This window comes from Clostridium ragsdalei P11 (assembly GCF_001675165.1).
GTDB lineage: Bacteria > Bacillota > Clostridia > Clostridiales > Clostridiaceae > Clostridium_B > Clostridium_B ragsdalei.
This window is the reverse complement of record NZ_LROS01000031.1, coordinates 21,612-29,860: the sequence shown is the minus strand read 5'-3', so window position 1 is coordinate 29,860 and position 8,249 is coordinate 21,612. Positions and strand designations below refer to the sequence as shown.

7 protein-coding genes and 1 other annotated feature are annotated in these 8,249 nt (G+C 29.5%); all 7 genes read left to right on the top strand.

Going from position 1 to position 8,249, the window contains the following annotated elements:
- Nucleotides 1–416: 416 nt before the first annotated feature.
- The 7 genes from CLRAG_RS21250 (at nt 417) to CLRAG_RS13190 (ending at nt 8,186) form a co-directional block, all read left to right on the top strand.
- Entirely contained in the window at nt 417–1,226 is an 810-nt protein-coding gene (locus CLRAG_RS21250; RefSeq protein WP_275507583.1) for a PocR ligand-binding domain-containing protein, read from the top strand.
- Nucleotides 1,227–1,237: 11 nt separating this feature from the next.
- Nucleotides 1,238–1,456 carry a hypothetical protein gene (locus CLRAG_RS21120; protein WP_275507584.1) on the top strand — a complete coding sequence of 73 codons (219 nt, stop codon included), beginning with the start codon at nt 1,238–1,240 and terminating at the stop codon, nt 1,454–1,456.
- A gap of 376 nt (nt 1,457–1,832) precedes the next feature.
- Entirely contained in the window at nt 1,833–3,674 is a 1,842-nt protein-coding gene (locus CLRAG_RS13210) for an APC family permease (protein WP_065078860.1), read from the top strand.
- Nucleotides 3,675–4,476: 802 nt separating this feature from the next.
- Complete coding sequence (locus CLRAG_RS13205; RefSeq protein WP_063556549.1) at nt 4,477–4,914, top strand: ACT domain-containing protein; 438 nt, start codon at nt 4,477–4,479, stop codon at nt 4,912–4,914.
- A 22-nt stretch (nt 4,915–4,936) separates the two neighbouring features.
- Nucleotides 4,937–5,221, top strand: a binding site (T-box leader).
- A gap of 103 nt (nt 5,222–5,324) precedes the next feature.
- Nucleotides 5,325–6,569 (top strand): homoserine dehydrogenase, encoded by a 1,245-nt coding sequence (locus CLRAG_RS13200; RefSeq protein WP_065078859.1) that lies wholly within the window; start codon nt 5,325–5,327, stop codon nt 6,567–6,569.
- Between the two features lie 51 nt (nt 6,570–6,620).
- The gene (gene thrB, locus CLRAG_RS13195; RefSeq protein ID WP_065078858.1) at nt 6,621–7,520 is read left to right on the top strand and encodes a homoserine kinase; all 900 of its coding nucleotides are present in this window, start codon (nt 6,621–6,623) and stop codon (nt 7,518–7,520) included.
- Nucleotides 7,521–7,688: 168 nt separating this feature from the next.
- A complete protein-coding gene (locus tag CLRAG_RS13190) occupies nt 7,689–8,186 on the top strand; it encodes a GNAT family N-acetyltransferase (protein WP_065078857.1) in 498 nt (165 codons plus the stop codon).
- Nucleotides 8,187–8,249 lie beyond the last annotated feature (63 nt).

The window sequence follows — 8,249 nt, the reverse complement described above, 5'->3', positions numbered from 1 at the left end:
AGATAGCTTAGTTGTGAGATTATAATAATTGATATGGTACTGAAAATCAGCACCATATCAAAAATGAAATTTTAAGAATTAGCTAGTATTTGAATGAATTATTCCCATTTGCGGGGGCCAATCCGATGTGGATTTTTTTCCGTTACACTACAAAAAATCTTTGATTAAATTTTTGATAGCTCGTTTCGCTAAAGCGAAACATGGCTGGTTCGTATAAATTAAAAGATTTTTTGCGATAGCTAAAAATCATCTTTTACTATTAACTTTTCATTATTAATTCTTAACTTGCGAAGCTTTGCTTCGCATTATTTTATATGTGCGAAAGTTGAGTTATATTATATAAAGTAAATGGATTATAATTACGATAAATATACAATAAGGTATGCTTGTATTAATTAGGAGGGATATATGTCGATATGGATAATAAAACTCAGCAAAAAGATTTTAATGAAATAAAAATAGGGGACATAATCGATTTGAAGTTTTTGCAAGAGCTTCAAGATAATTTTTCTAAAGGTACTGGAACTGCAAGTATTTCTATAGATGATACAGGTTCACCTGTAACAGAAGGAAGTTGTTTTACCGATTTCTGCATGAAGCTTACAAGAGGATGTAAAATTGGCAATGAAAGGTGCCAGGAATGCGATAAAAAAGGTGGAGAAGAATCTTATAGAACAGGTAAACCTGCTGTTTATACTTGTCACGCTGGACTTACGGATTATGCAGCTCCTATAGTATTACAAGGCAAAGTTATTGGCAGCGTTATTGGAGGACAAGTTTTGACAGCACCACCTGATGAAGACAAGTTTAGAAAAATAGCCCTAGAAATAGGAGTAGATCCAAATGAATATATAGAGGCACTTAGAAAAGTAAAAGTTGTAGAAAAAGATAGAGTAGAAGCTATAGCGAAGGTATTATATATGATGGCAAATACTTTATCCAAACTCGGGTATAATAAATACAAGTTAGAACATATGGGTAAAAACATAAACGAAAGTTTACAGCAAATATCTCAAGCTATGCAAGGACTAGCATCTTCTGCTGTTACGGTTTCAGAAAATCAACAATCCTTAAATAAGGAGATTCAAAGTATAAAGGAACTGTCGTCTAAAATATATGAAATTATAGGTTCTATAAAGAGTATTGCAGATCAGACAAAAATGCTTGGATTAAATGCAGCTATTGAGCTGCTAGGGCTGGAGAATTTGGAAAAGGATTCGGTGTAGTATCGGACGAAATAAGAAAACTTTCGGATAGTTCAAAGGAAACTGCTGCTAGAGTTATAGAACTTACTTCAAATATTCAGACTTCTGTTTCAAAAACTTTGGAAACTTCCGATTATACATCAAAAACTACTGAAAATGAAGCAGCATCTATCCAGCAAATTAATTCTGGGTTACAGGAAGTATTATCTATGACTATTGAGATGAAAGAATTGGCACATGATTTAAAATAAGTACATATTGAAAGTTTGATATATTGATTTTAGAATGCAATAATATTGTGCAATTATAGGGTAATTGTAAAAACTATATTTATATAACACATATAAATATAGTTTTTACTTGGTTAATTAGAATTATAAATACATTATATGTGAAAAATAATTATTATTTTTAATAGTCAATAATTACTAATATACTAAAATCGTATTAAATCGAAGAATTAATGAATAATATAGATAAATAACCTATTTTTAAGCTTTAGGTTGACTAATTTAATTTAAAATAAGCTTTAAATATTCAAAAGAAGGTTATGATAAAAGTTAATTATAATATATAATCATTCCATACTAAACTTAAAAGAAAATTTACTTTTAGAGGAGCAAAAAAATGGGATCTAAATTAGAAAAACTTTTAATAGGAAAAAGTTTAAAAACTGAAGAATTAAAAAGTGAAAAATTAAATGTATTTTGGGGACTACCTATATTATCTAGTGATGCTATTTCTTCAGTGGCTTATGCAGGAGAGGAAATACTTTGGGTATTAATACCTGTAATTGGAATAATGTCATATAAATATATGTTTTATGCTACATTGTGTATTGTACTTTTAATGTTTTTAGTTACTATGTCTTATAGACAAACTATAGATGCTTATCCAGGCGGTGGTGGATCATATATTGTAGCCAAAGACAACCTAGGTACAACCCCGGGACTTGTAGCAGGTGCATCACTTACTATAGGGTATATACTTACTGTTGCAGTTAGTGCTTGTGCAGGAACAGCAGCAATAACATCTGCAATTCCGTCACTTTTTCCATATAAAGTTGAAATAACTTTATTACTAATACTATTTATGACTATAGGGAATCTTAGAGGACTTAGAGAATCTTCTAAAATGTTTGGCGTACCTACATATTTGTTTATTATATCTATACTAGTTATGATTATATGGGGAATATGTAAGGTTAAAATTTTTGGATATACTCCAGTAGCTGCTTATAAAATACCTCAGGCTACAGGAGATATAACTCTCTTCTTATTTTTAAGGGCTTTTTCTTCAGGATGTACAGCCTTAACAGGTATTGAAGCGGTAAGTAATGGAATACCTAACTTTAAAGAACCGTGTCAGAAAAACGCTAAAAAAGTATTAGGACTTCTTTCTTTTACTGTATTTATAGTATTTTTAGGTTTATCTTACCTGGCAACATTGTATCATTCAGTTCCTAATTCTAATGTAACCGTAGTAGCTCAGATAGCAGCTCAGGTATTTGGAAACAATGTTATATTTTATATAATTCAAGCAACTACTGCAATTATACTTATTATGGCAAGTAATACAGCCTTTGCAGGACTCCCAATGTTGTTAGCATATATAGCTAAGGACGGTTTTGCACCAAGACAGTTTGCTAAAAGGGGAAAAAGACTTGGATATTCTAATGGAATTATAACTTTAGGAGTTATATCTTGTTTATTAGTAGTATTATTTAATGGTGAAACTCACTATTTAATGCCTCTTTATGCTGTGGGAGTTTTTATATCTTTTACACTATCACAGTTTGGAATGCTTGTAAGGTGGGTTAAAATAAGGAAACAAGGGTGGGTTCACAGAGCTTTTATAAATGGTGTAGGTGCTTCTGTAACCTTATTTACAGCTGTTTTACTTGGAATAACAAAATTTACAAGTGGAGCTTGGATAGTTTTTATACTTATACCAACTATAGTATATTTCATGGCGATTATAAAAAAACATTATACCAAAGTAGCAGAACAGTTAAGACTATCTATTGATGAAAAACCTAAGGAAATAAACTTTGCAGAACAAAAGAGATACGTAATAGTGCCTATAGACACTTTGAATAAATCTTTTTTGAAAGCTTTAAATTATGCAAGAACAATTTCTAAAAATATAATAGTTTTTCACGTTTCTGTAGACGATGAAGCTACAAATAAGCTTTTGAAAAAATGGCATGAATATGATGTGGACATACCTATAATAGTAAAAAAATCACCGTACAGAAGTATTGTGGGCCCTCTTGTTAAATTCATAGAATCCGAAGAATACTCAGCAGGATCTAAAGATACAGTTACTGTAGTTCTCCCACAATTTGTAGTTACAAAATGGTGGGGAAATATACTTCACAATCAAACAGCATTATTTATTAAAACCATGCTTTTGAGAAGAAGAAATATAGCTATAGTTACAGTACCATATATAATATTTGAAGATTAAAGGAAATAGAGAGTTTTTAAACGAAAAATAAACTTGTGTTCCGAATATTTTTACAACCACAAGTACGTTAAATATTTTGATAAGTCTAAGTAGAAAATTTGCAAAAATCTAAGGACTTTTGAAAACTCGTACCTCAGACAATTCAAAAATCCTAAGTTTTTTTACAAATTTTTCACTAAGACTTATATGCAAAATATTAAAATGTACTTGCTTATTGTAAAATATTTCTACGCACAAGTTTATTTTTTAGTTAAAACTTTATATCTGATTTTGTAATGTTTGTGTGTAAAGGATTGCTTATATTTAACAAAAAAGTTTTTAAGTGTGATTTCTATTTTGTTAGTATATTTTATATATAAGTTAAAATTTCAATTAGAATCACTCGTATAGGGTTTTTAAGGATATTTTATAGATAATTGACAAAATATAATTAAAAATTAAGGGTTAAAAATTAATAGTTATGGATGATTTTCTTACGTTAACACTTCAGAAAATCTAAAATGTAGTGCTGTTAAAGCAAAGCTTCAACAGCACTTTTTAAATTAAAGATTTTTTTAGTGTAACGAAAAAAATCCACATTAACTATTAATTCTTCATTCTTAACTATTAACTAAAAAATTTTATATGTTCGAAAGTTGAGTTAACTCTTAATTAAAATATAATTTGTGTGTAAAGGATTACTTGCATTTTGAGATAAAAATTTTTATAAAAACTGTTGAATATTTATTTTTATTATGATATTATAATTCATATACTTCAACAACATACATGTGTATTTGATTGGCGGACAAGGCGGGGTTTTATGAATAATAGATTTCTTATAATTGATACTAAAATACTTCCTGATGTATTTGACAAAGTTGTAAAGGTAAAAGAACTTTTGAGAACTGGTTGTGTAAAAGATATATCAGAAGGTGTAAAGAAAGTAGGTATAAGTAGAAGTAGTTATTATAAATACAAAGATTCAGTGTTTACATTATCTGAAGGTATAACAAGTCACAAGGTAACTATTGGACTTATACTAGCTCATAAGACTGGGTCACTATCAAATATACTTGATAAAATAGCGCAGAGAAGTGGCAACATATTGACTTTAAATCAGGATATACCCATAAATAATGCTGCTGCTGTATCTATAACTTTTGATGCTTCTAAATTGGAAGTAGAAATTAATGAACTTGTTGAAGAGATAGGTAAGTTAGACAGCGTTATAAGTGTAAACTTGGTAGCAGTGGAATAAATGAAGTTTATTTTAATTATGTGCAAAAACAATGAAAAGGAAAAGTAAATAATGCATTGCTTTTAGAGAAGGGGATTCATAGGCTGTAATATTCCCTAAGTTAATGTTATTGAAAACCACCTTTGAGTTGTATACTGAAATTTAACAGTAGGTATTTCCGCAGGTCTGCGTTATGGATATTGAGAGACAGTAATGGCTTTTAAGTAATGGATAAATATCCTAGGCTGTATGGGGTTTAGTTATTTTAGTAATAACTAAAAATTTACACTGTTAATTGGGTGGAAACGCGATAAAACTCGTCCCAGTGGGGAAGAGTTTTTTTTTAACATTAGAAGGTAACTTAATACTTAAGTAAATTTATTTGAGCCTAGGAATAGCTTGATAAGATTAAATAATTAGGGGGAAGTAAAATGGCAAATATAGCAATGCTTGGATATGGAGTAGTAGGAAGCGGAGTAGCTGAACTTATATCTAGAAATAGATATAAATTTAAAGATGAATTAGATGAGGAACTAGTAATATCAAAAATTTTGGTTAGAAATGTAGATAAACACTTAAACAATAAAAACAGGGGGCTTTTAACAGAAAATATAGAGGATATATTCAATGAAAAGGTGGATATCATAGTGGAAGCTATGGGGGGGCTAAATCCATCTTATGAATATATAAAAAGAGCTTTAAATATGAAAAAACATGTAGTTACAGCTAATAAGGATTTGATGGCAGAAAGAGGATATGAGCTTTTGCAGTTAGCTAAAAAAAATGGAGTTACCATTCATTTTGAGGCAAGTGTTGGAGGGGGAATACCTATACTGAAATCAATGAATGAATGTCTTGTGGGAAATGAAATAAAGAGTATAAGATCTATATTAAATGGTACTACAAATTTTATATTATCAAAAATGAGCCATAATGGTATGAGTTATGAAGAAGCTTTAAAACTTGCCCAGGAACTAGGTTTTGCAGAAGCAAATCCGGAATCAGATGTTAAAGGATATGATGCAGCTAGAAAACTTTCAATTTTATCTACTATTGCATATAACAGAAGAGTGGAGTGGAAAGATATAAATATAGAGGGGATTACACAAATTGATAGCGATGATTTCAGATATGCCAAAATGAAAAAGTGCAGTATAAAACTTCTTGGAATTAGCAAAATATCTGAAGATGATATATATGCAGCTGTTATGCCAGTTATGGTAAAACAAGATTCTATGCTGGGGAAAATTGAGAATGAATACAATGCTATTTTAGTGGAAGGAGATGCAGTAGGGGACGTGATGTTTTCAGGAAAAGGAGCAGGGATGTTTCCTACGGCTAGTGCAGTTTTTGCAGATATAGCAGATATAGTTGAAAATAAAAGAGAAAAAACTATTACTTTTAGTAGTGAAAAGGCTAGTATAAATAAGAGCTGGGATTTAAAAAGTAAGTGGCTTTTGAGAATTAAAACACAAAATAGAGTAGAAATTATAGAAAGTATATCTTCAAGCTTTAAAAGTTGCTATATTTTATCTAATAGTGTTTCTGGAAATAAAAAAGAAGTTGTAGCTTTTGTAAATGCAGATAACGAAGATTTAATAGACGATTATATTAAAAAAGTAAAAAGTGAAAAGCATGCACAGTTTGTAAAGAAGTTATTGGTTTTGGATAAATAATGAGAATAGAGTTTTAGCAAAAATATTTACAAAATTGGAGGAATATTAGATATGACTAAAGTGAAGGTTAGGGTGCCGGCTACTACAGCAAATATGGGGCCGGGATTTGATACTTTAGGTATGGCACTTAAATTATATAATGAAATTGAAGTTGAAGAAATAAGTGGAAAAACTGAAATATATAATGGTGGATTAAGGTCAGAAGAGGATTTTAGGGAAAATCTTATATACAAAAGTATAGTGAGTGCTATGAATGAACAAGGATATTCTTATAATGGATTTAAAATAAATGTGCTTAAATGTGACATACCTATGTCAAGGGGGCTTGGAAGTAGCTCTGCTTGTATAGTCGGTGGCATAACAGCTGCAAATGCAATTATGCAAAATAAAATGGATATGGAAGATATAATTGATTTGGCCACAAAGATAGAGGGACATCCTGATAATGTTGTACCTGCAGCACTTGGAGGAATGGTAATATCTATAAAAGTGGGCGAGGATATAAAACATTCAAAGGTAAATGTGCCAGATAAATTAAAATTTGTTGCTATGATACCATCTTTTAAGGTTAGCACAGCTCTTTCTAGGGAAGTTCTGCCTAAATCTTATTTAAAAGAGGACTGTATATTTAATACGTCTAGGTCTGCTATGCTTATAAGTGCTCTTTATAACAATGAATTTGACAAACTTAGAATATGTTTTGAAGATAAAATTCATCAACCTTATAGAAAAGGTTTGATAAGAAATTTTGATGATGTTTTTAAAAAATCCAAAGACTTAGGATCTATAGGAGAATTTATAAGTGGTTCAGGATCTACACTTATGGCAGTAGTAGACAAAAATGCAGAGAAATTTGTAAGTTCCATGAAAAATTTCTTGAATGAACTAGAAGATACTTGGAAGGTTATTTTACTTGATCCAGATTTACAGGGAGCTAGAGTTTTAAATTAGTCTACTAATGGTAATGTAGTTAATTGGAATTAGTAATTTAAGAATTCAGTGTTGTTTTTATGCCAATTGATTTAATAAATAAAGGAATTTTTAAATTTGTGTAGAATTTTAAAAGTATAATCCTTTAATAGAGTTAAATCAAATTAAATGTACAAAAGAGGTGAAGCAATGCTGGATGTTAAAATAGAATATAAAGATATAAAAATCTCTAATGTGCAAGAAAAAGACTTAGTGTCCATACAAAAATTGATGAATAAGAAGGATTTTCTAGAGGGAGAAACAAATTTAGAAGATCTAAGAGAGAGATTTTTGGAGAGCTATATAAGTCAGTGTGAATTCTTTTTAAAAATAGAAAAGGGCAGTATTTTAATAGGAATATTAAAGGGGAGAATTGAGTTTAAAAATGAAAATGAACTTTGGATATGGTATTTTTATCTATCTGAAGTATATAAAAATACAAATTTAGGGGGCATCTTAATAAAAGAAATAATAGAGTATTTTTCTAGAGAATATGATGTGACTGAATTTTTTGCTAGAACAATTAAAAATGAAATTGAAAATATGAATATCTGGAAAAGTGCTGGGTATAAAGCTATTAGAATAGTAAAGAATTTCTATGACATATATGGAAAGCACATGGACATGATAATTATGAAAAAAATTTAATAATTAACAGTAATAATTTTTTTATCCCTTAATATTAATATATAGAAATAGTATAAAATTAGG

Coding starts and splice junctions, on each gene's coding strand:
- thrB (WP_065078858.1), top strand. CDS start 6,621: ATGACTAAAGTGAAGGTTAGGGTGCCGGCTACTACAGCAAATATGGGG.
- CLRAG_RS13205 (WP_063556549.1), top strand. CDS start 4,477: ATGAATAATAGATTTCTTATAATTGATACTAAAATACTTCCTGATGTA.
- CLRAG_RS21250 (WP_275507583.1), top strand. CDS start 417: ATGGATAATAAAACTCAGCAAAAAGATTTTAATGAAATAAAAATAGGG.
- CLRAG_RS13210 (WP_065078860.1), top strand. CDS start 1,833: ATGGGATCTAAATTAGAAAAACTTTTAATAGGAAAAAGTTTAAAAACT.
- CLRAG_RS13200 (WP_065078859.1), top strand. CDS start 5,325: ATGGCAAATATAGCAATGCTTGGATATGGAGTAGTAGGAAGCGGAGTA.
- CLRAG_RS13190 (WP_065078857.1), top strand. CDS start 7,689: ATGCTGGATGTTAAAATAGAATATAAAGATATAAAAATCTCTAATGTG.